Genomic DNA, 17,733 nt, shown 5'->3' with positions numbered 1-17,733 from the left:
ATTATCTGAGCTTAAGCGCCGTTAATTCAATGCCGCTTTTCCAGACTCTGTTTTTAGGCAATGTCACCCCCTTCGGCGGGGTGAAGGAAAGGGATGATTCCGACGTGGGAGAGTAAAGAAAACTTACGCGGTCCATATTAATGCGGAACGGCATGTGTTCGATAAGGGAGAGGAAGTGGACGGTCGCGGTCCATGACCCCTCGGTTGAAAGTTTTATGCGGAGGGTTTCTTTCACGTCTCCTTTATTGTTTGCCTGCGTTCCCCCCTCAACACCGACAAAATCTATAGACATTTTCACGCCACTTGTGCGTCCATATGACTCGATCGTTTCGATAAAATCAACGATACCGTCCCGTCCGACAAAATATGATTCGAGTTTCTCGATATCCCCCTTCGCGTCGGCGAGCACCGTTTCAATGGATTGCAGAGTGTCATTCGTTTTTATGTCTGTTTCCAGTTGATTCAACAGAAGGGACGTGTGTTCCTGGGCGCTCTTCATCATAAAGAATGCGCCAAGATACACGCCAAAAGAAAGGATGTTGAAGACAACGAAGATGAGTATATTTTGTTTTAGGTGCGGTGAAAATTTCATGTTAAAAATCCCCTGTTACGCTGAAAGAAAATTCTATGTCTTTGTTTTTGGCGAAATTAGACACAGGAAGGCTTATATCTGAAAAAACCTGCTCTTTGCCTATTTCTTGGGCAAACGTCAGAAGCGATTCGCGGTCACGCGCTATGCCATTTACGACAATTTCGTGTTTTTCCCCAACCGTCCCGTACAAAAGTCCCGTTACCCGAATATTGGCCGATTTGTGCGAAAGAACCTTGAGAAACAGGTCGTGCACGGAAAGTGTTGAACCGTTCGTTTCTTGAAGCGCCTTGATTTCATCGCGTGCAACCGTGATTGCATTGTTGAGGTCGTCAACATCTTTTGAAGCAAGCGCCTCGCGTAAGAGTCCGACTTGCGAGACTGTTTCCGCCTCCTTTGCCTTCGTCATAATGAAGGACGGAATGATGAGAAGAAAAGCAATGACGCCGGTTATCGTAAGAAGCAGGAGCGAGAGAACCATGCGGCGGTCATTGTAAATCGTACGGATATTTTTCTTTTCAATTTCTGGTAAAAGATTAAACATATTATTCGTCTATAGGTAACGCAAGTCCCGAGGCTTCCGCAAACAGAAGTGATTTTTCAAAGGGAATTTCGGGAATATAATCGTCAAAAGAAAAAGCATTCGTCCACACATTACCCGTATCGGTGAGCACGCCCGTTCCGGAAGATATATAGTTGAGGAAATCCTGATTGTGAGAGCTGTCGCCGCAGAGAATAATTTTTTCAATCGTTTTTCCTTCGGTGTTTCCTTTATATGTATCCCAGTAAGAAATAAACTTTTTAATGGTGTCTCTGAATACCGCCGCCGCTTCTGGCTGAAACGCTTCGGGAAGATATTTTTTCCCCTTCTCGTCTTTTTTCAGGGATTCTCGCACTTCTTCCGGAAAAGCCGTGAACAGGGACTGACTTCCACGCGTAATCGTTGAAGAAAAGTGGACCACTCCTTCGTTCACAATGTAAAAACCGGCTGTTGTTTTGTCCATATTAAGAACCAAAATCGCCCGTTCGTCGCCTTCTTTGATAACCGCCTGCGAAATAGCCTGCGACTGAATACCCAAGGACAGTGGCGTAAGCTCAGCGGCTTTAAGAATATCCGAATACATCGTTGCGACTTTGACGGGAAGAACGCACACGACAACCTCAAGGTAATTTTTGTCTTCCCGCGCCCGCACCACACGATAATCAAACACGACTTCGGAAAGGGAAAGTGGGACGTTTTCTTCAATTTTAAACTCGATACTCTCCCGCACCTCTTTAGGACTGACAATAGGCACTTCGGTCTGGAAAAGATACCCTTTCTCTTCCGGAAGCGCCGTGCGGACAAAAGAAAGATTGTGGCGTTTTTTGAATTCCTTGAGAATCTCAATAAAAGATTGGGCATTTTCAATGTGCCCGGAACGCATTACTTGCGTTGGAACGGCTTTCTCTCCAAAACGCTTGATGCGCAAACCTTTAAGCGTACGCTCGTATTCCACGAATCGAATGGCGTCATCGGAAAGTGAAAGCCCGACAGCGGGCATTTTGAGAAATTTTGGGGCGGGGAAAAAATCAAAGAAGCTCTTTTTCTTCATTATCCTCTATTATATAGTATCTTTTCTTTCAAACGGAGAGCGTCGCGCACATTATCCCGCTTTGCTTCCGAGTAGCACGTTATGCGAGGGAATAAGAAGAGAAAAATTATCTTCCGTTTTTATTCCAAGAATCATCGCCTGACTCTCGAAGCCTTTGATAATACGTGGCTCAAGGTTTGTCGCAAACGCACAACAGATTCCAACAAGGGTTTCCGTATCTTCAAAATACGGGGCTATCCCCGAGACAACCTGGCGAGGATTCTCCTCTCCGAAATCCACCACCAGACACAAAAGTTTATCCGTTTCCGGAATTTTTTCCGCAGAAATAATTTTCCCGATTTTTATTTCTGTAGCATTAAAATCATCGATTGTCGCCATTTCTTTTTTTGTCGAGATACGCTTGCAAAATAAGTGCCGCGGCCGATGTGTCTATTTTCCCGTGCTCTCCTTGAATACGGGAGGCCTGAGCGGAGGTAAGAAACTCCGGTTCAAGGTCCACGGGAAGGTTTGTCTCTTTTTCAAGAACCGACACAAAGTTTTTTATTTCTTCCATGATCGGATTATCACGACCCTTAAAATCGGTTGATTCTCCGACAACAATGGCACCCACATTATTTTTTTCACAGATAAGTTTTATCTCCTCCAAGGCATTTTTCCCGCTTTTTACCACGTTCGAGGGAAAAGCGAGACTTCCATTTTCATCAGAAAGCGCCACTCCAATGCGCTTCGTACCATAATCGATTCCCAAATATCGCATAAAAGGAGTATACCACCGAAATTGCGCTGGGGTCTTTTTCTGGTATGATATTCGCCATGGACGAGGGATTCAGAATATTCATAGAGCAAAACGCGGGACTTATATCATTTGTCCTCATTTTAATCACTATTCTTAAAGGGCTTGCCCTGTGGAAAGCGGCACAACTCAATCAGAAGTGGTGGTTTATAGCGATTTTGTTCATCAATTCCCTCGGAATATTGGAAATAGTATATCTTCTGTTAATCTCTAAAAAATACACAGTTGAGATAAAAGAAGGGTAAGTTTTCAAAATCCACCCTGGAGAGGTGGCAGAGTGGTCGATTGCACCGGTCTTGAAAACCGGAGTACCTGAAAGGGTACCGTGAGTTCGAATCTCACCCTCTCCGCAGTTTAATGTTTTTCTCCCGTGTTACAATAAATCGGTATGGAGTCTCTCAAGTGGCAGACATACGAGTACGTGTATAAAAAGAAAAGTGCTGACTGGTTTTGGGCTGTTGGCATTATTGCCGTGTCTGTTGCCGTTACTTCCGTTCTTTTCAACAATTTTCTCTTCGGAATTTTAATTCTCATTGCCGCTGGAGCGTTAATGATGTATGCGTCACGTGAGCCGCTTCTTCTTGATATTGAAATCGGGATGAAAGGAGTGCGCGCGGGAAAAGATTTTTACCCGTATGCGAACCTTGAATCGTTTTGGGTAGCGTCAGAGGATGAATGGCCACGAATTATTTTGAAAACAAAGGCCACGTTTTCTCCCCTTGTCGTTATCGGCATTGAAGACATGGGTGCCGATGTGATACAGGGATATCTCAAATCGCACCTTGAAGAAAAAGAAATTGTGGAGCCACTTCTCGAAATGATTATGGAAAGATTGGGCTTCTGATTTTCGGGTAATCAGACTTGCTTTCCTACACATCTTTATTTATTGTTTTCTCATTCGCTCCCGTAGTTCAATGGATAGAATGCGAGATTGCGGATCTTGCGATGCAGGTCCGATTCCTGCCGGGAGCACAAGGAAGAAAAAGCAAATGGTTTTGCTTTTTTGCACACTTGTGCTGAGCGGAGCGATATTTTGCCAGTAGGTAAAATCGCGGGCTTGGGTCGCGAGATTTTTGAGCGACGGCGAAAAAATACTCGTGACCGCACAAACAAAAAACAGGGTGGTTTTTAACCACCCTGTTTGGGTAACGAACTGATTTATTTAGCCCGTTCTTGGGCAACATCCTTTACAACTTTTTCAAAGAGTTCCGAGAGTTCGTGTAAACTCTCTTCTTTGAAATAAGATTTGACTTGTGTAAACTCCGCGATGAATCCCTCCTTGTCGTTTTTCTCAATCATGTCTATCAGTTTTGCAATGGTAGACTGGAAAATTCTAAGGGCAGAAAGCGCGTAGGGATTGAACAATTGTATGTCGGCATACAGTTGCGGGTCTCTGCTCAGCACCCGCGCCCCCAAAACAAGATACCAATAACACAGAGGGGTCGCCTGCTCAAGAAACATTCTTGGGTCAAGCTGTTGAATGCGCAGTATTCCCACCATTCCCATCATTGCGATGAGAGTGCTGTGCAGAACCGGCTGTCCCGGAGCTACATAGATGTCATGAGTATGCGGCTGGTAATCAACAATCTTTGCCTTGGTAAGGGCAAGAAACGCATCAAGCCAACCACGCCATCGGCCGAGTCTCTCAACACACCTGAAGATAACCTGACCTTCAAATGAATCGACAGACGGTGCGGCCATCGGGTGAAGCCCGACAACTTCCGCTTTCGATTTCCGCATAAGCTCGATTGGAATAACTTTGACCGATGTTACATCAAGCCAAAGCTGGTCTGGGCGGGAAAACGGCAAGGCTTCCTCAATAACTTTAACTGCCACATGAGGGAGAACGGAAAAAATCACGACATCCGATTTTTTCACTACGTCTTCGTTTGATAAAGGCGTGTGGAGGTCGGAACCGATGACACGGAAACCGTTTGCAAGACAGAATTCCTTGAGTCGTGTGCCGAAACTTCCTTTATCGCCGATAATGCCTACTGTAGGATTTTTCTTCATTTTTCCCCCTCCTTTCTCTCGCAGAAACGAGGAAAGGAGCCGAGAATAAACAGTTGGCCCTCACTTTGTTTTCGAAGATGAGAAACAAGGGCCAAGCCTTTTTCATCATCGGCATGACACTCAAACTCGCAATAGAATGCGTAATGTCCGAGTTTCCCGACAGGGATAGAATGGAACTGCGTCATATTAATCCCCTTATCCCTCGTAATTAAAAGAGACGAGATGAGCGAGCCGGCTTTGTTTTCTCTGCCGGGCAAGCGGAACATGACCGCTGTCCTGTCCTTCCCTGTAGGTTCCATATACTTACGCCCCACAAGATGAAAACGTGTGGCATTGGATGAGAAATCCTCAATATTCGCGTGCAGGATTTTCAATCCGTATATTTTCGCCGCAAATGCGGTCGCGACGGCAGCCTTTTTCAAGTGTTCGCCTTCGGCAATGCATTTTGCAGCGGCGGCGGTGCTTGTATCGGCCTTAATTCTCACGTTCAGCTCTTTCAAGTGTGCGGAGCATTGTTCAAGCGCCTGAGGGTGTGATATCACCTCTTCGATACCTTCCATTGAAGATACCGAGCGATGAACAAGAAGGTGATGAGAGATGGGGAGTTCAAGTTCCGCCTCCACCTTAAGCGGACATAAGACATTTTCGGCAAGCTGGGCAAGCCAGAAACCACGAAGAACGTCCCCCACATAACCGGCACTTCCGTTTTCTACCGGAACAACAGCGAGACTATCCCTGTCATGCAGAGCACGCTCGAGAGCCTCTCTGTTTGTTTCGCAAAACTCGAAAGTACCTTCGGAAGGGAGCGATTGTGAAAATTTCTTCGCCGCCTCATGTGAATTAGTCCCCTCGGGACCAAGTACGAATATGCGGATCATATAACCGCTCCTTTCTGCGTCTGTAGTTTGTAAAGGTGCTATTTTGCATTTTCTTGCCTTATATAAGCATAAGGGGGGTTCTAAAACAACAAACCCTCCGAACGGAGGGTTTTAAGAGATTTTTTTTATTGAAGCGAACATGCGGGACTTTTTCCTGTCCGCGGTGTTTTTCTTTATAACCCCGCGCTTTTGTGCTTTATCCACCGCTTTCTGAAATTCTGGCACAAGCTTCAAAGCTTCTGCTTTATTTCCAGCGACAATCGCCCGTCTCAAACGCTTGAGAACATCGGTAAGAGTTTCTTTCCTGTGAATATTGAAAACACGCTTATGTTTTGATGCGCGCAGAACTTTTTTTGCCGATTTCGTGATTGCCATAGTGAAAATTATCCTAACAAATGAAAGGATAAAATGCAATAATCGGTATTAAACTTCTTGTTCGCCCCACTCGCTCGGGAGTGCGCATGAAAACATGCGCACTTCACTCACTCATTTAGCGAATAAAGTAGCCGTTTTAAGAGACTGATGTATGATAGATACCATGATAGGAAGGCTAAAAGGTGTTGTTGTGTATAGAGGATCAAACCACCTCATCATTGAAACCGACGGAATCGGATACAAGGTGTTTGTAACTTCGGCCGTGTTGAGCGGAATTTCGGAAGAAAAAGAAAAAGCATTCTGGATTCATACGGCAGTTCGGGAAAATGCCATCGACCTGTATGGGTTCGAAACAAGAGAAGATATAGAATTTTTCGAGCAACTGCTTACCGTTCAGGGCATCGGGCCAAAGTCGGCGCTTTCCGTTCTTGACGCCGCATCGGTAAAAACACTGAAGCAAGGAATATCGTTGGGTGATACGTCTCATTTGATAAAAGTTTCGGGTATCGGAAAAAAAAGTGCAGAAAAAATAATGCTTGGCCTTAAAGACAAGTTCAAAGACATGGAAGGGCATGCGGGACTTGAAAATGAAATTGACGCACTCGAGGCCCTGACCGCCCTTGGTTACACGCAAAGAGATGTTCGCGACGCATTTCAAAAAATAGATGCGAACATCGTCGACACGGGAGAGAAAGTTAAAGAGGCGATGCGCATTTTAGGTTCAAAAAGAAAATAATGCTTTCGTTTGTAAAAAAAATAATTCCAAGGTCCCTGCTCTCGGCACTTTTGCCCGCATATCACTTTTCTGTCGCGTGGCTTGCCGCCCTCGCGTACGGTTTCCCATCACGAAATATCCATGTGGTTGCTGTCACGGGGACAAAGGGAAAAACGACGACAACCGAGCTAGTGAACGCCATTCTTGAAGAAGCGGGTTACTCAACGGCTCTTGCGAGTACGCTTCGTTTCAAAATCGGACATCGTTCGGAAAGAAACATGCTTAAAATGACGATGCCGGGACGTTTTTTTCTTCAACGTTTTTTGCGGAAAGCAATCAAGAGCGGGTGCACATATGCGGTCATTGAAATGAGTTCCGAGGGAGCAAAACAGTTCCGTCACCGTTTTATAGAACTTGACGCACTTATTGTCACAAACCTTTCTCCCGAGCATATTGAATCGCACGGCTCGTATGAAAAATACAAAGAAGCCAAGCTTTCCATCGCACGCAAACTTGAGCGGTCTTCTAAAAAAAGAACGGTTCTTGTTGTGAACAAAGACGACAGAGAGTCGGCGTGTTTCCTTCCAATTTCCGCAAGTGAAACATACACATACTCGCTTGAAGATGCTACCGCGCATTCGACGGGAAAAGACGGAATTGATATTACGATTGACGGGAAAAAAATGCACTCGCACCTTCCGGGAATGTTTAATACGTACAACATTCTTGGCGCCGTTACATATGCACGCACACAGGACATAAGTCTTGAAGTGATCGCAAACGCGCTGGAAGGATTCAGAGGAGTAAGGGGCAGAATGGAACGTGTCTGTCTGTCCTCCCCATCGCTTCAAACACGACAAAATTTTGATGTTATCGTCGACTACGCCCACACCGCCGATTCTCTTGAAAAAGCGTATAAAGTTTTTGAGGATAAAAATAAGATATGCGTTTTGGGAGGAACGGGAGGAGGACGGGACAAATGGAAACGTGTGAAAATGGGAGAGATCGCAAGTGCCCACTGCAAGGAAATCATTCTTACAAACGAAGACCCGTATGACGAAGACCCGCAAGCCATACTTCTCGATATAGGTAAAGGAATAAAAAACAAACACGTGTATACCGTACTTAATCGGCGGGAAGCCATACGCAAAGGAATCGAGGATGCCAAAAAGGGTGATGTTGTTTTTATTACCGGCAAAGGTACCGACCCCTATATTATGGAAAAAGACGGAACGAAAATACCGTGGGATGACGCAACCGTCGCCCGTGAAGAGATTGAAAAGATTCTTACAACACGCTAGGCAAAAAGAAAAACGTGCCCGAATTACCCGAGGTCCATACAACCGTTAAAGGAATAAACAAGACCGCTCGCGGGAGCGTTATTCATGCCGTATGGAGTGATTACTTTTCCAATCATTACCGTAATAAAAAGGAAATAAAGAATCCTCTTTATTTTAAAGCTTTTTCCAAAGTAGTCACCGGAGCGAAAATAATCGGTGTGCGAAGACGTGGAAAAAACATCCTCATAGACCTTTCAAACGGAAGTGTGATTTTGGTCCATATGAAAATGACAGGGCATTTCCTATACGGTGCATATAAAAAAACGCTTGTCGGAAAAAATAAGGAGGTATGGGAAGCGGTCGAAGAAGGTCCGTTAAAAGACTCTTTCAATCGCTTTGTGCATTTGGTTTTTTCATTATCGGACGGGAAACACCTTGTGCTTTCCGACATGAGAAAATTTGCCAGAATTTCGATATTCCCCAAAAAAGAAGAGCCTGAGCAAAAAGAAATAAACGGGCTCGGCCCCGAACCTCTTGAAAAAGAATTTACATACAAAAAATTCAAAAAGATTTTATCGGAGAAAAAAGGGCCGATAAAAAAGGTGCTCCTGGATCAGACCGTCATTGCGGGTATCGGGAATATCTATTCCGATGAGATTTTGTGGGCAAGCGGCATTCACCCTCTCCAAGAAATCCGCTTTCTTGGAAATACACAAATGAAAAAGGTATTTTCCTCCCTTAAAACAATACTACGAAAAGGAATCGATTTTCGTGGCGATTCTACATCGGATTACCGCGACATCAACGGGATGCGCGGGGCATTTCAAGGTGCCCATATGGCGTATCGAAAGACCGGACAAGTATGCAAAAAGAAAAAGTGTGGTGGGAAAATAGTTCGTATTTTGGTTTCCGGGAGAAGCGCCCATTTTTGCCCTGTACACCAAAAAGCCATAGAATAAGGGCATGCAACAAAACAGTGTCGCCCCCCTCATTATCGCCGTTGTTTTAGGGCTTGCTTTGTATGCGGTAAGCGTTGATAGGGGTAATTCGCAGAACCTTGCGGAAGTCCGCGATTATGGAAATAGTCTTGAGAAAGGAACCGGGAAGGATGGCGCGGTAACCGCCACTGACATTGAAAAGGATATAAAAAGCGTTGAGAGAAGTATACAAAAAGTGGGAGAGGAACTGACTTCGCTTATCGAAGAGAAAAATCGTTCTCCATACGCTGATACGGTTTCAATAAAAGGGGTAAGCGGGCTTGGTTCCGTTGACCCGAAAAAAGAGTACGTCACTATTTCACTTTCCCAGTCAAGCAAAGAAAATGTCACGATCAGCGGTTGGCAATTAAAAAGCGACTCCACGGGTAAAAGTGTTGCTATTGGAAAGGGAGCGGCGGTATATTATCCGAATACGAGTTCACAAAATGATTTTGTAGTGTTGTTGCCGGGAAACACCGCGGTCATTACTACGGGAATGTCCCCTTTGGGGCTTTCTTTTAAGACAAATAAGTGCACAGGGTATTTGAATCAGTTCAATTCATTTTCCCCCACTCTTCCCCAACAGTGCCCCCTTCCTGAAAATGAAGATTTGCGTTCGATTCCTTACGTTCCCGCAAATTTTTCTTGCTTTGATTTTATTGAACGAATGTCACGATGCCGTCTTAACACGAAACCACTCCCCGTTACGTTCTCCTCAGAGTGCGTGGCGTTCATATACGAAAAAGTGGGTTATCAGGGATGCCTTTCCTTGCACCGAAATGATTCCGATTTTTTTGGAACGCAGTGGAGAATCTATCTCGGACGAAACGAGTCCCTCTGGCTCAACAAACGAGAAACCATACGGCTTATCGACGAGAACGGAAAAACGGTTGACACGTATGCGCGTCGCTAATCCAAGGAATCGCCTTCCGTAAATTTAAAAAGTGAAATACCCACGGCAACGGAAACATTGAGAGATTCTTTTTCTCCTCTCATGGGTATGTAGGCCGACATATCGCAGTGTTTTAGAATCCCGGAAGGCACGCCTTCCGTTTCGTTTCCGTAGACAAGTGCTAGCGGATAATGAGGTTGTATAGTCCGATAGTCGAGTGCATTGTGCGTTTGCTCAAGGGCAATTATGGTGACGCCTTGTTTTTTGAGAGAGACAAGCAAGGATTCAATGTCTGCGCAACTTTCCCACTCAACACTTTTTTCCGAACCAAGAGACACTTTTGCAAAATCTTTCCGCGAGCGGCCAAATCGGTCAACGGGCGTGGGAGTGTATCCTGTAAGAAAAATTTTTGAAACTCCGGCCGCATCGGCGGTACGAAAAATCGAACCGACGTTGTATACGCTACGGATGTCATTAAGAATCAGAGAAACAGGGCCGGATGTAGAAGACATGGATGTGTATGGTACAATACCACCATGTTAACTCTTTTTCCAGAACTACTGACATACGGCCTTGTCGCACCGTTTCTTTTGCGTATATCGATCGGTTTTGTCTTAATTAATCTTGGATACCTTTCTTTTAAGGGGGAAAGAAAACAATGGGAAAATGTAGGAAATCTTCTGCGTATTCCCGAAAAAGTCTTTGCTTCCGGGTACGGAGTGTTTCAGATTGCAGGAGGTATTTTTTTCGTCATCGGTTTATGGACCCAGGCCTTCGCGCTTCTGTTTTCGGCTCTTTTCCTTGCGGAGCTCTTGGTTGAGTACAGAGAGGAGAGTATATTAAAACGGGAGCTTGCTTTTTATCTTCTTCTCTTCGTAATCTCTCTTTCACTTCTCTTCTCCGGTGCGGGGTTTTTTGCCTTTGATATCCCTCTTTAGTTCTTCCCGATTATTGTTTTGTGTGGTATAAAATCGTAATCGGTAATTACTGCTTGCGGCCGTTTTGGTAGATAGCGGCAAAAGTGTTAATTTGAAATTAGTATATCCGCCCATAGCTCAGTTGGTAGAGCAGTTGCCTTTTAAGCAAACGGTCGCAGGTTCGAATCCTGCTGGGCGGACACGAATCAAAACATAGCGCTTAGGCGCTATTTTTGTTTACGTGTCCGAGACGGAGCGCGACGGCGCGAGTTGGGCTCGCGCAAAAATTCAGCAGAATTTTATGCGTGAGGACAAAAAATTTGTGACCGAATCCTGCATTGTTTACACGAGCCGGGATCGCAGAATTTTTCCGTTAGGAAAAATACCTGTGACGACAACCATTCTCTCTTTTGTTATATAATATCCCCATGGAACACTTTGTTTGCCGCGGGGAGTGCAAAGCGGTCTCCGACAAGCCGGGAGTGTGCGAGACGGAAGAATGTTCGCACAAAGGCCAAGTCCTTGAACTATGCGTATGCGAAGATGGAACGCATGATGTAGGAGTTGACTAATACTCAAGAATAAAAAGCTCAAGAGCGTCTTCCAGACCCTCTCCCCCCCTTCGAGACTCATGATACATTCGCACAAGAGAAGAAAGCATTTCTTCCGTCTTTTGTTTGCCCTGTTTTACCGCGGCAGTTTTTGATTTTGAAAAGACAAACGGATGAAGTCCCGCCTCTACGGCGGTTTTTGAGGTAAGTGAAAGTGACAGGGCTTTTATTTGCCAGAACAATGCACCATGAATTTCTTCCGCTGAAACCCCTTGTCGGATAAATTTTTCATACAACACCCACGCCTTTCTTCTGTCGCCTTGGGAAACCGCGTCGGTGAGAGAAAACACGTTCGGTTTTTTCTCGTCTTTTTCATCTGAAATATCGAAAAATTGCGTCTTCTCCGACGATTTCTCTATTCGGGAACGAAGAACGGAAGAGGGGGCTTTTTCAATAATGACAAATATGTTTTTTGATTGTTTAAGAGAGGAAAGGGTTCGTGTTAATGCGGGCTCAATTTCTTTTTCCTCAAAAAGGGAATCAAGAACAATAATATTTTTTTCAGAAAAAAGCCCCTGGGCTTCGATTAAATTTTCAAATTTTTCTTCCGACCACGAGTTTTTATCGATAAAAACAACGGATGCGTCGGGCTTCTTTCCCAAAAGCACATCAATAAACACATGAAGTTTCGTCCTCAGCGCCTTCGTATTTTTTCCGTAAAAAAAGTAAATCATTTCTGTTGAAAAGGCCCCATCTCTCCCCAGCTTTTTCCTATTTCGACATTTACCTCAAGCGGTATGCCCTCCGTTTTCTCCTTGGGAATTATTGACTCCATTATGGAGCGGATAGCGGGAACAATTTTTTGAACCACCGATTCTTCAATCTCATACACGAGTTCGTCGTGAACCTGAAGAATGAGTTCCGCTCTATTGAGTAAATTGTTTTCTTTCAAATAGTGGTGAGCGTGAACCATGGCAATTTTTATAATGTCCGCCGATGTACCCTGAAACGGGGCATTGACGGCCATGCGTTCCGCGGCGGCCCGTATGAAAGGCAGCGGTGAACGAAGCGACTTGAAATGCCTTCTGCGGCCGAAAAACGTTTCCGTAAAACCGTTCTTTTTCGCATTTTCTTTTATTTTCTCAAGGTATTCGGCAAGAGTACTGAAATTTTCAAAGTATGCATCATAAAATTGTTGGGCCTCCTTTCTGTCAGTGCCAAGATTGACTTTGAGAGCGTTGACACCCATTCCATATAAAATCCCGAAATTTATAACTTTTGCACGACGGCGCATTTCTTTGTCAACGGCGCTGACCGGCACGTTGAATATTTTGGAGGCAACCGCACTGTGAATATCGGTACCCTCCCTAAATGCATCTATAAGGTTTTTGTCTCCGGAAAGAAAAGCGGCGATGCGCAGTTCGATTTGTGAATAATCAAAGGAAGCGAGCAAGTTCCCTTCTTGCGCTATGAATGCATTTCGAATGTTTCTTCCCAGTGTTGTTTTAATAGGGATATTTTGGAGGTTAGGGTTGTGGGATGAAATTCTGCCTGTCGTCGTTCCGGCCTGCCTGAAAGTTGCCCTAAGACGTTTGTCCTTTGGGAGCATCTTTGGAATATTGTCTATGTATGTCGATAATAATTTTTGGAGCTCCCGGTATTTTAATACGCAGTCGATAATCGGATGCAGGGAACGCATTTTTTCAAGTTCGGATTCTTTTGTTGATTTCACTCCTGTTGATGTTTTTTTGTGGCGCAAAATACTGAGGTTCAGTTTCTCAAAAAGAATGCGACTCAATTGCTGGGACGAGTTAACATTAAATTCTTCCCCCGCATATTTCCAAATTTCTTTTTCAAGAGACGAGAGTGTCGCATGGTACTCAAAAGAAAGTTTTTCAAGACACTTGGTATCAATGAGAACCCCCTTCTCGTTCATTCGGGAGACAACAGGCATGAGAGGGTTTTCAATGTTCTGGAAAACTTTTTCAAGGTTTTGTTTTTTAAGTTCCGAAAAAACAAATTGTTTGGCAACTTCAATGGATTTCGTGTTTGAGAATCTCAGCAGGTCGTCAACGGTAGGGTCCACTTTGTCTGAATCAAGAAGCCACAGGGCAATGAGAGCCTCCTTTGCTTCGGCGAGGGTTTCACCTTCAAACAAGGTTTCGGTATGCGCAATCGGAACTTCCGGAAGTTTTTCATTTGGAAAAATTTCGGGCAGACGTGACTTGAGGCTTTTGAAATCCAAATCGTCGAATAGCCGGAGTATTTTTTCTTTATCCTTGTGATCCTTCCATTCGATATTTTTGAGGGTAAAATCGATGGGGGCATCGCGTCGGATAGTTGCGAGCATCTTTGAAAATGCCGCCTCCTCTTCGTTTTCTTTCAAAAGAGAAATGATGCGTTCGGAGAGCCCGGCCGTTTTAAGTTTTTCGGGATTTTTTTTGAGAATCTTATATATATTTTCTATCGTTCCAAAATTGGTTATAAGAGTCGTTGCCGTTTTTTCTCCGATGCCCTTGATACCAATGATATTATCCGAAGGGTCTCCGCGCAGTCCTTTGAAATCTATCAGGAGTTTCGGTCCGAAGCCGAATCGTTCCTCCACCGCTTTTTCGTCATAAACAATAGTGTCTTTTATTCCCTTCTTGAGAGTAAACACACGGACACGGGCGCCGGAAACAAGTTGCAACGTGTCCATGTCGCCGGACGCGATAACAACGTTAAGATTTTTTTCTTTTGACGTCTCTTCAACGATTGTTCCGAGCATATCATCGGCTTCAAAGCCGGGACGCGAATACATGGGAATGCCGAATGCGGTGAAAACATCCTTGGCCCGCTCCAACTGGGACACAAGGGCCTCATCGGTTTTCGGACGTCCCGCTTTGTAATCTTCATACGCTTCGTGGCGATATGTTGGCTCCGGAAGATCGAAGCAGGCGACAATATAATCGGGAGAAAATTCCTTGATTATGGAAAGAAGCATTGTTGTAAGGCCATACAAAGCTCCCGTCGGCTCGCCTTTACTTGAAGAAAAATCGGGAAGAGCATGATATGCCCTGTGCACTATGGCGTGGACATCGAGAAGCACAAGTGTTTTTTTCTTGGATAAAGACATTTTAAAATCGTATATTCCGTGTCGTATCGTCTATAAATTCAAAATATATCTTTTTTATCCCCTTAGGAAGGGCGCTCAGAACTCGCTCCGGCCACTCGATAAAAACCAAGTTGTTTCCTTCAAGCGTATCGTTCCATGAGAGAGACAGAAGGTCTTCACCTTCTTTCAGACGATACGCATCAATATGGGCAAGTGTTGAAAAATTTTTTTCTTTGAGGGAATAATTTTTTTGGATGACGAATGTGGGACTGGTGACGTGCCCCTTTACACCGAGAATTTTTGCAACCATTTTCACGAAAGCTGTTTTCCCGGAGCCTAAATCTCCGCACAAACCGACAACAATCGCCTTTTTCTTCGGAGAAAGGGTTAAGAGAAATTTTTCCGCGAGGTGTTCCGTTTCCTTGAGACTTTTGCTTGTATACCCTCTCATGCGGTGATTGTAGCACAAACAAAAAGGCGCATTCGATTGAACGAACGCGCCTTGTGGTGAGGAAAACCTAGTTGGAATTTTGTGCAGTTTCTAAAACATTAATGTCTCTTTCGTGGAGAACGATCGGTTCGATTTCTCTTGTCTCTCCGACATAGATAGTGAACGTACGAGTCCTTCCATATCTTCGAGACGATTCATGAAACCCCGCGGAGCCCGGACTGTTGTAGACCCTTGGGGAAGAAGACCGAACGTAAGTTCTTTTCTTTGTCTTAATGTCTCCCTTGGGTATTCCGACGTTTACCGAATACGTCTGTGTCACTCGCACGGAACGGTGACCTTGTCGCACAAGCATAATACTTGGGCCAATTCCTGCATATTGATCCGTTCCCGGATAATATGCTTTGACAACAAAAGCGGCAGTTCGTATGCCGGAGTCGTTGAGCGTAAGTTTACTCAAAGGCACCTGAAACGACATGCTTTGTCCGGTGACAACTCTTCCCGACCTTATCGGAGCTTCTGCGCTTCGCGATAGTTCTCCCGAAACAGGTTGGCTCACACGTTCAACCTCAATATCGAGCCCGGTCGAGTTGACGATGGTAATTGTCGGAGTTTCATAGAAAAGTCCGGCAAATACGGGGGTCGTAAGGTTGGAAATAAGAAGCAGTGCGACAAACACTGACACAAAATATTTAATTCCTTTCATGGGAATCCTCCTTTTTGAAAGAACATTATATTTATCTTACCTATGTACATTATACCACTTATCATATGAAAAGTCAATGGTTTTTTACTTTTCCTGCGCCCAGAAAAGAGCTTTCTTTGGACGTAAAATTGCGTTTGTGCCTTATTCGTTGTGAAAGGAGTTTAAAAACGTTACTATTACCCTATATGGTTGAATTTAACGAGGAAAAACAAAACCAAAAGATAGAGGATTTGCACAAAGCCGAGGAAGAAAACCTCACCCTAATCCTCTCCTCAAAATACAATCTACCCTATCTTGACCTCGCAAGCGGCACGGTTAACCGCGACGCTCTTCGTGTCCTTCCGGAAGATAAGGCAAGAGAGGCAAAAATCGCCATTTTTAACATTGTAGATAAAAAAATTCATATCGGCGTACAGTCTCCGAATAATCAAAAGAGCCAGGATGCGATTAAAGAACTGGAAGAAAAAGGATTTGTTCCCGTGTTGTATATGGTTTCCTCGCAAGGACTTGAGCGCGTATGGGAAAAATACAAAGACCTTTCCTACTCTTTTGAAACAAGAGGAGGGGCGCTTGATATTTCAAACGAAGAGATAACAAACGTCGTTCAAACGGTCAAACATCTGGAAGATGTCAGAAAACTTATCGAAGACGTTCTCGCGGCAAAGAAAGGATACCGAATATCGCGCACGCTTGAAATAATTCTCGCAGGTTCCCTTGCGACAAAAGCTTCGGATGTCCACATTGAGCCCGAGGAAAAATACGTACGCATCAGATACAGGCTTGATGGCGTTTTGGTTGATGTCATCAATTTCGACCATGAAACATTCGCACTTCTTTTGTCACGCATTAAGCTGATTTCGGGTCTTAAACTGAATATCAAAGGTATCGCGCAAGACGGACGGTTCACGATAAAAATGGAAGACAGCGATATTGAAATAAGAACATCGGTGCTCCCCGGGGCGTACAGCGACTCTGTCGTAATGAGAATTTTGAATCCGAAGGCGATTTCCGTTCCGCTTGAAGAACTCGGCATCCACCCGCGTCTTCTTAAAATTCTTGAGCATGAAATAGCCAAACCGAATGGAATGCTTTTGACAACGGGTCCGACAGGCTCCGGAAAAACGACAACACTGTATGCTTTCCTCAAAAAAGTTCATACGCCTGAAATAAAAATTATCACCATAGAAAATCCGATTGAATATCACCTGCCGGGAATTGTTCAGACGCAAACGGACAGCAAAAAAGGCTACACTTTTCTTGAAGGACTGCGCTCCGCCCTGCGACAGGACCCCGACGTTATCATGGTCGGTGAAATTCGCGATCAGGAAACCGCGGAAATCGCCATCAACGCTTCCCTGACCGGGCACCTTGTTTTTTCGACGTTGCACACAAACAATGCCGCAGGGTCCTTCCCCCGCCTTATTGACCTTGGTGTCAACCCGAAAATTTTGACATCGGCAATAAACGTTTCAATGGCGCAACGGCTGTTGCGTACGCTGTGTAACGACTGCAAAAAAATTGTTCCCCTTCAGGGAGAAGAAAAGGAACTTATCGACAGCATTGTGGAGACAATTACCGACAAAACGTATTTGAAAGATGTTCAAAGAGAAAGCGTATGGGAACACCAAGGATGCGAGAAATGCAATTTTACCGGTTATAAGGGCAGAATCGGAATTTTTGAAGCCATAAAAACGGACGAGGCCATAGAACGTGTTGTGAAAGAAAATCCGAGCGAGCGGGAGGTTGAAAAGGCGGCATTGGCACAAAATATTCTTAACATGAAGCAGGACGGAGCAATCAAAGTACTTGAAGGAAAAACATCGCTTCTTGAACTTCAGCGTGTGGTTGATTTGCAAATATGAGTGAAAAATCTACGCCACTGTTTTTAACAAGGTCAATATTGCGGTCTCTCG

The 17,733-nt window shown here is 44.6% G+C and carries 22 protein-coding genes and 3 tRNA genes; 12 read left to right on the top strand and 13 right to left on the bottom strand.

Annotated features, from left to right (window positions below; translation table 11 throughout):
- Position 1: 1 nt before the first annotated feature.
- The 5 genes from Q8O71_02360 to ruvX are packed head-to-tail and all read right to left on the bottom strand — an operon-like array spanning position 2 to position 2,938.
- Positions 2 to 592: a hypothetical protein gene (locus Q8O71_02360; GenBank protein ID MDP2705220.1), complete on the bottom strand. Its 591-nt coding sequence runs from the start codon at positions 590 to 592 to the stop codon at positions 2 to 4.
- A gap of 1 nt (position 593) precedes the next feature.
- Positions 594 to 1,133 carry a hypothetical protein gene (locus tag Q8O71_02355; GenBank protein ID MDP2705219.1) on the bottom strand — a complete coding sequence of 180 codons (540 nt, stop codon included), beginning with the start codon at positions 1,131 to 1,133 and terminating at the stop codon, positions 594 to 596.
- 1 nt (position 1,134) lies between these two features.
- Complete coding sequence (gene pilM, locus Q8O71_02350) at positions 1,135 to 2,181, bottom strand: pilus assembly protein PilM (GenBank protein ID MDP2705218.1); 1,047 nt, start codon at positions 2,179 to 2,181, stop codon at positions 1,135 to 1,137.
- A 51-nt stretch (positions 2,182 to 2,232) separates the two neighbouring features.
- Positions 2,233 to 2,559: a methionine--tRNA ligase gene (locus Q8O71_02345; GenBank protein ID MDP2705217.1), complete on the bottom strand. Its 327-nt coding sequence runs from the start codon at positions 2,557 to 2,559 to the stop codon at positions 2,233 to 2,235.
- Positions 2,543 to 2,938: a Holliday junction resolvase RuvX gene (gene ruvX, locus Q8O71_02340; protein MDP2705216.1), complete on the bottom strand. Its 396-nt coding sequence runs from the start codon at positions 2,936 to 2,938 to the stop codon at positions 2,543 to 2,545. Before ruvX ends, Q8O71_02345 begins: the two co-directional genes overlap by 17 nt.
- 56 nt (positions 2,939 to 2,994) lie before the next feature.
- Here ruvX and Q8O71_02335 point away from each other — a divergent pair, with 56 nt between their 5' ends.
- The 4 genes from Q8O71_02335 to Q8O71_02320 all read left to right on the top strand — a co-directional run bounded on the left by Q8O71_02335 (position 2,995) and on the right by Q8O71_02320 (position 3,946).
- Positions 2,995 to 3,219 carry a DUF5652 family protein gene (locus Q8O71_02335; protein MDP2705215.1) on the top strand — a complete coding sequence of 75 codons (225 nt, stop codon included), beginning with the start codon at positions 2,995 to 2,997 and terminating at the stop codon, positions 3,217 to 3,219.
- An 18-nt stretch (positions 3,220 to 3,237) separates the two neighbouring features.
- A tRNA-Ser gene (locus Q8O71_02330) sits at positions 3,238 to 3,324 on the top strand.
- Positions 3,325 to 3,362: 38 nt separating this feature from the next.
- Positions 3,363 to 3,818, top strand: coding sequence for a hypothetical protein (locus Q8O71_02325; GenBank protein ID MDP2705214.1), 456 nt, complete (start codon positions 3,363 to 3,365; stop codon positions 3,816 to 3,818).
- Positions 3,819 to 3,874: 56 nt separating this feature from the next.
- A tRNA-Arg gene (locus Q8O71_02320) sits at positions 3,875 to 3,946 on the top strand.
- Positions 3,947 to 4,132: 186 nt separating this feature from the next.
- Here the strand turns inward: Q8O71_02320 and Q8O71_02315 are convergent.
- The 3 genes from Q8O71_02315 to rpsT all read right to left on the bottom strand — a co-directional run bounded on the left by Q8O71_02315 (position 4,133) and on the right by rpsT (position 6,240).
- Complete coding sequence (locus tag Q8O71_02315) at positions 4,133 to 4,987, bottom strand: prephenate dehydrogenase (protein MDP2705213.1); 855 nt, start codon at positions 4,985 to 4,987, stop codon at positions 4,133 to 4,135.
- The gene (locus Q8O71_02310; GenBank protein MDP2705212.1) at positions 4,984 to 5,865 is read right to left on the bottom strand and encodes a prephenate dehydratase domain-containing protein; all 882 of its coding nucleotides are present in this window, start codon (positions 5,863 to 5,865) and stop codon (positions 4,984 to 4,986) included. The genes Q8O71_02315 and Q8O71_02310 overlap by 4 nt, the downstream gene beginning before the upstream one ends.
- A gap of 111 nt (positions 5,866 to 5,976) precedes the next feature.
- Positions 5,977 to 6,240: a 30S ribosomal protein S20 gene (rpsT, locus tag Q8O71_02305; GenBank protein ID MDP2705211.1), complete on the bottom strand. Its 264-nt coding sequence runs from the start codon at positions 6,238 to 6,240 to the stop codon at positions 5,977 to 5,979.
- Positions 6,241 to 6,391: 151 nt separating this feature from the next.
- On the opposite strand from rpsT, the gene ruvA reads away from it, so the two are divergent.
- The 4 genes from ruvA to Q8O71_02285 are packed head-to-tail and all read left to right on the top strand — an operon-like array spanning position 6,392 to position 10,125.
- A complete protein-coding gene (gene ruvA / locus Q8O71_02300; protein MDP2705210.1) occupies positions 6,392 to 6,976 on the top strand; it encodes a Holliday junction branch migration protein RuvA in 585 nt (194 codons plus the stop codon).
- Positions 6,976 to 8,256, top strand: coding sequence for a UDP-N-acetylmuramyl-tripeptide synthetase (gene murE, locus Q8O71_02295; GenBank protein ID MDP2705209.1), 1,281 nt, complete (start codon positions 6,976 to 6,978; stop codon positions 8,254 to 8,256). Before ruvA ends, murE begins: the two co-directional genes overlap by 1 nt.
- A gap of 14 nt (positions 8,257 to 8,270) precedes the next feature.
- On the top strand, positions 8,271 to 9,194 hold the full coding sequence (gene mutM, locus Q8O71_02290; GenBank protein ID MDP2705208.1) for a DNA-formamidopyrimidine glycosylase: 924 nt from the start codon (positions 8,271 to 8,273) through the stop codon (positions 9,192 to 9,194).
- Positions 9,195 to 9,198: 4 nt separating this feature from the next.
- Positions 9,199 to 10,125: a hypothetical protein gene (locus Q8O71_02285; protein ID MDP2705207.1), complete on the top strand. Its 927-nt coding sequence runs from the start codon at positions 9,199 to 9,201 to the stop codon at positions 10,123 to 10,125.
- Here Q8O71_02285 and Q8O71_02280 read toward each other — a convergent pair.
- Positions 10,122 to 10,616, bottom strand: coding sequence for a TrmH family RNA methyltransferase (locus tag Q8O71_02280; protein ID MDP2705206.1), 495 nt, complete (start codon positions 10,614 to 10,616; stop codon positions 10,122 to 10,124). The genes Q8O71_02285 and Q8O71_02280 overlap by 4 nt on opposite strands.
- Positions 10,617 to 10,640: 24 nt before the next feature.
- Here Q8O71_02280 and Q8O71_02275 point away from each other — a divergent pair, with 24 nt between their 5' ends.
- The 3 genes from Q8O71_02275 (at position 10,641) to Q8O71_02265 (ending at position 11,593) form a co-directional block, all read left to right on the top strand.
- The gene (locus Q8O71_02275; protein ID MDP2705205.1) at positions 10,641 to 11,042 is read left to right on the top strand and encodes a DoxX family membrane protein; all 402 of its coding nucleotides are present in this window, start codon (positions 10,641 to 10,643) and stop codon (positions 11,040 to 11,042) included.
- A gap of 106 nt (positions 11,043 to 11,148) precedes the next feature.
- Positions 11,149 to 11,221: transfer RNA gene (locus Q8O71_02270), tRNA-Lys, on the top strand.
- A gap of 228 nt (positions 11,222 to 11,449) precedes the next feature.
- Positions 11,450 to 11,593: a hypothetical protein gene (locus Q8O71_02265; protein MDP2705204.1), complete on the top strand. Its 144-nt coding sequence runs from the start codon at positions 11,450 to 11,452 to the stop codon at positions 11,591 to 11,593.
- On the opposite strand, the gene Q8O71_02260 is transcribed toward Q8O71_02265, so the two are convergent.
- The 4 genes from Q8O71_02260 to Q8O71_02245 all read right to left on the bottom strand — a co-directional run bounded on the left by Q8O71_02260 (position 11,590) and on the right by Q8O71_02245 (position 15,820).
- Positions 11,590 to 12,306 carry a hypothetical protein gene (locus tag Q8O71_02260; GenBank protein ID MDP2705203.1) on the bottom strand — a complete coding sequence of 239 codons (717 nt, stop codon included), beginning with the start codon at positions 12,304 to 12,306 and terminating at the stop codon, positions 11,590 to 11,592. The two genes, Q8O71_02265 and Q8O71_02260, sit on opposite strands and share 4 nt — an antisense overlap.
- Positions 12,303 to 14,687 (bottom strand): DNA polymerase, encoded by a 2,385-nt coding sequence (locus Q8O71_02255; GenBank protein ID MDP2705202.1) that lies wholly within the window; start codon positions 14,685 to 14,687, stop codon positions 12,303 to 12,305. The genes Q8O71_02260 and Q8O71_02255 overlap by 4 nt, the downstream gene beginning before the upstream one ends.
- Position 14,688: 1 nt before the next feature.
- Positions 14,689 to 15,117 carry a tRNA (adenosine(37)-N6)-threonylcarbamoyltransferase complex ATPase subunit type 1 TsaE gene (gene tsaE / locus Q8O71_02250; protein ID MDP2705201.1) on the bottom strand — a complete coding sequence of 143 codons (429 nt, stop codon included), beginning with the start codon at positions 15,115 to 15,117 and terminating at the stop codon, positions 14,689 to 14,691.
- Positions 15,118 to 15,184: 67 nt separating this feature from the next.
- Positions 15,185 to 15,820 (bottom strand): hypothetical protein, encoded by a 636-nt coding sequence (locus Q8O71_02245; GenBank protein ID MDP2705200.1) that lies wholly within the window; start codon positions 15,818 to 15,820, stop codon positions 15,185 to 15,187.
- 185 nt (positions 15,821 to 16,005) lie between these two features.
- Between Q8O71_02245 and Q8O71_02240 the strand changes: the two genes are divergently transcribed.
- The gene (locus Q8O71_02240) at positions 16,006 to 17,682 is read left to right on the top strand and encodes a GspE/PulE family protein (GenBank protein ID MDP2705199.1); all 1,677 of its coding nucleotides are present in this window, start codon (positions 16,006 to 16,008) and stop codon (positions 17,680 to 17,682) included.
- The last annotated feature ends 51 nt before the right edge of the window (positions 17,683 to 17,733 follow it).

Source organism: bacterium (assembly GCA_030690305.1).
Taxonomy (GTDB): Bacteria; Patescibacteriota; Minisyncoccia; order Phycocordibacterales; family JAGLPS01; genus JBBUCK01.
Note: the sequence above shows the minus strand (reverse complement) of the source record. Positions and strands in the feature narration are given on the sequence as shown.

Excerpts from the sequence above, each read along its gene's own strand:
- Q8O71_02360 (MDP2705220.1), bottom strand. The coding sequence starts at position 592 with ATGAAATTTTCACCGCACCTAAAACAAAATATACTCATCTTCGTTGTC.
- Q8O71_02355 (MDP2705219.1), bottom strand. The coding sequence starts at position 1,133 with ATGTTTAATCTTTTACCAGAAATTGAAAAGAAAAATATCCGTACGATT.
- pilM (MDP2705218.1), bottom strand. The coding sequence starts at position 2,181 with ATGAAGAAAAAGAGCTTCTTTGATTTTTTCCCCGCCCCAAAATTTCTC.
- Q8O71_02345 (MDP2705217.1), bottom strand. The coding sequence starts at position 2,559 with ATGGCGACAATCGATGATTTTAATGCTACAGAAATAAAAATCGGGAAA.
- ruvX (MDP2705216.1), bottom strand. The coding sequence starts at position 2,938 with ATGCGATATTTGGGAATCGATTATGGTACGAAGCGCATTGGAGTGGCG.
- Q8O71_02335 (MDP2705215.1), top strand. The coding sequence starts at position 2,995 with ATGGACGAGGGATTCAGAATATTCATAGAGCAAAACGCGGGACTTATA.
- Q8O71_02325 (MDP2705214.1), top strand. The coding sequence starts at position 3,363 with ATGGAGTCTCTCAAGTGGCAGACATACGAGTACGTGTATAAAAAGAAA.
- Q8O71_02315 (MDP2705213.1), bottom strand. The coding sequence starts at position 4,987 with ATGAAGAAAAATCCTACAGTAGGCATTATCGGCGATAAAGGAAGTTTC.
- Q8O71_02310 (MDP2705212.1), bottom strand. The coding sequence starts at position 5,865 with ATGATCCGCATATTCGTACTTGGTCCCGAGGGGACTAATTCACATGAG.
- rpsT (MDP2705211.1), bottom strand. The coding sequence starts at position 6,240 with ATGGCAATCACGAAATCGGCAAAAAAAGTTCTGCGCGCATCAAAACAT.
- ruvA (MDP2705210.1), top strand. The coding sequence starts at position 6,392 with ATGATAGATACCATGATAGGAAGGCTAAAAGGTGTTGTTGTGTATAGA.
- murE (MDP2705209.1), top strand. The coding sequence starts at position 6,976 with ATGCTTTCGTTTGTAAAAAAAATAATTCCAAGGTCCCTGCTCTCGGCA.
- Q8O71_02285 (MDP2705207.1), top strand. The coding sequence starts at position 9,199 with ATGCAACAAAACAGTGTCGCCCCCCTCATTATCGCCGTTGTTTTAGGG.
- Q8O71_02280 (MDP2705206.1), bottom strand. The coding sequence starts at position 10,616 with ATGTCTTCTACATCCGGCCCTGTTTCTCTGATTCTTAATGACATCCGT.
- Q8O71_02275 (MDP2705205.1), top strand. The coding sequence starts at position 10,641 with ATGTTAACTCTTTTTCCAGAACTACTGACATACGGCCTTGTCGCACCG.
- Q8O71_02265 (MDP2705204.1), top strand. The coding sequence starts at position 11,450 with ATGGAACACTTTGTTTGCCGCGGGGAGTGCAAAGCGGTCTCCGACAAG.
- Q8O71_02260 (MDP2705203.1), bottom strand. The coding sequence starts at position 12,306 with ATGATTTACTTTTTTTACGGAAAAAATACGAAGGCGCTGAGGACGAAA.
- Q8O71_02255 (MDP2705202.1), bottom strand. The coding sequence starts at position 14,687 with ATGTCTTTATCCAAGAAAAAAACACTTGTGCTTCTCGATGTCCACGCC.
- tsaE (MDP2705201.1), bottom strand. The coding sequence starts at position 15,117 with ATGAGAGGGTATACAAGCAAAAGTCTCAAGGAAACGGAACACCTCGCG.
- Q8O71_02245 (MDP2705200.1), bottom strand. The coding sequence starts at position 15,820 with ATGAAAGGAATTAAATATTTTGTGTCAGTGTTTGTCGCACTGCTTCTT.
- Q8O71_02240 (MDP2705199.1), top strand. The coding sequence starts at position 16,006 with ATGGTTGAATTTAACGAGGAAAAACAAAACCAAAAGATAGAGGATTTG.